Here is a 1921-nt window from a genome sequence, read left to right on the forward strand (position 1 = left end):
GGGGTCGCCGGAGATGGCGCGGGCGATGGCCACGCGCTGCTGCTCGCCGCCGGAGAGCTCCTCGGCGAAGGAATCAGCCCGACCCTCAAGCTCCACGATGCGCAGAATGGAGTCTATGCGCCGCTGGCGCTCGTCTTTGGACAGGCGCCGGATCCGTAGCGCGATGTCCAGGTTCTCCACGGTGGTCCGCCGGGGCAGGAGGCGGAAGTCCTGAAACACCACGCCGATCCGCCGCCGCAACCCCGGCAGGTGTCGGGGTCTCAGGTGGTTCATGTCGTGCCCCAGGACCACGAGCTCGCCCTTGGTGGGGTGCTCCTCGCCGAAGAGGAGCTTGAGGAACGTCGTCTTGCCGGCACCGGAGGGACCGGTGAGGAAGGTGAACTCGCCCTTGGGAAGTTCTAGGTTGACATCGTGGAGAGCCAGGACGCCGCGGGGGTAGAGCTTGGCGACGTGCTGGAAACTGGCGACGTGGACCACGGGGTTCCTCTGCGCTAACTTTATGTCAGTCTTAAAGTTGAGGTGATTATAGTCCAGGGCGTGTCGGAGGTCAATCAATATGGGGCGTCCCGGAGGGGCGCCCCGCGTGGAACCGTGTGTATCGAACGCTATGTCGCCGAGCCACCGAAGTGACTGAACAACGGACCCGGCAACTCCCGGCGCACGCCGTCGAGGCCGAGGAGGCGGACCCCTTCCTCCCGGGGGAGGACCTTGCCGATGGGCACGAGGCTTTTCTCTCTTTGCTCGAGCCCCGCAGGCCCGGTGAGCAGGAGCCGGAAGTCCTCGCCGCCGCCCAGGACCAACTGCACCGGCTCGATCCCCATGGCTTCAGCGACCTCGACGAGAGTCGGCGGCAGGGGCAGGCGGTCCTCGGAGACCTGAACCCCCACGTCGGAGGCCTCCGCGAGGAGCCGGAGCTGCTCACCGAGGGAATCGGAGGTGTCGGCGCAAGTGGTGAGCCGGGCGTCGCGCCAGAGTCGGACGCCGAGCTCCAGCTCGACTTCCGGCCAAAGGAAGGCCTTGCGCAGCTTTTCGGAGCTGGAGAAGGTGGTTTTCTGGTTTTTCAAGAGCCAGAACCCCCCCGCGGCCATCCCGGTGGGTCCGCTCAAATAGATCGTCTCGCCGGGTTTCGCCCCCGCCCTGCCCCCGGGCGCCCATGTGCTGGGGCGCTGGCCGATGACACAGATGTCCATATAGATGGGCCCCCGGGTCGTGGCCAGGTCGCCGCCGACGAAGGCCAGCTTCGACCAGCCCCCGCTGGAAAAAGGCGCGGACAACTCGTCGGCCGCCCAGGTCAGCCCGCGGTAGACCTGTTCGAGGGTCTCCAGCTTGACCTCTGGTGAGGCGGCCACGGCAATGGTGGCCCAAAGAGGCGTGGCGCCGAAGGGGGCAAGGTCGCTCACCGCCGCGGCCAGGGCCCGACGGCCAACCGCCTCCTCCCCCATGAGATCGAGATCGAAGTGGGTGCCCTCAATCTGCTGGTCGCAGGTGATCACCAGATCGAATCCGGCGTTCGGGGTGACCACGGCGGCGTCGTGGCCCGGCCCGAGGCGCACACCGCGCATCAGTGGGGGCTTGAACCGACTGCTGCCGCTGGAGGGCTGCCTGCCCTCACGAGAACTGTGCAGAACGTCCGTTTCGGAGACCCGCGACGGGCTGTCCGACATAAGGATCGAGGTCAGCCGCTTGATGACGTCCTGCTCGGACAATTCATTTAAATGCATCGTGCACTCCTAATCCAGTTCCTTGGCGTCGGCGGGGTCACCGTCGTACTGGTAGCTGACCCAGTCGAAGGGGTTGATGACTGTCGAGGCCACGTTCATCAGATGGGCGCTTATCCGCTTCAGATAACGGCATACCAGGACCGCCATCACCGCGTCCTTCACCGACACATCGGTAAACACGAAGAGCTCGTTGATCAGCT

General features: G+C 65.6%; 3 protein-coding genes. All 3 read right to left on the reverse strand.

The window, feature by feature from the left end:
* On the reverse strand, positions 1 to 477 hold a 477-nt coding region (locus NTW26_00425), incomplete at its 3' end, for an ATP-binding cassette domain-containing protein (GenBank protein MCX7020739.1).
* A gap of 128 nt (positions 478 to 605) precedes the next feature.
* Positions 606 to 1721 carry a thiamine-phosphate kinase gene (locus NTW26_00430; GenBank protein MCX7020740.1) on the reverse strand — a complete coding sequence of 372 codons (1116 nt, stop codon included), beginning with the start codon at positions 1719 to 1721 and terminating at the stop codon, positions 606 to 608.
* A 9-nt stretch (positions 1722 to 1730) separates the two neighbouring features.
* Positions 1731 to 1921: hypothetical protein (locus NTW26_00435; protein MCX7020741.1), on the reverse strand; the 191-nt coding region annotated here is incomplete at its 5' end.

The sequence above is a fragment of the bacterium genome, assembly GCA_026398675.1.
Lineage (GTDB): Bacteria > RBG-13-66-14 > RBG-13-66-14 > RBG-13-66-14 > RBG-13-66-14 > RBG-13-66-14.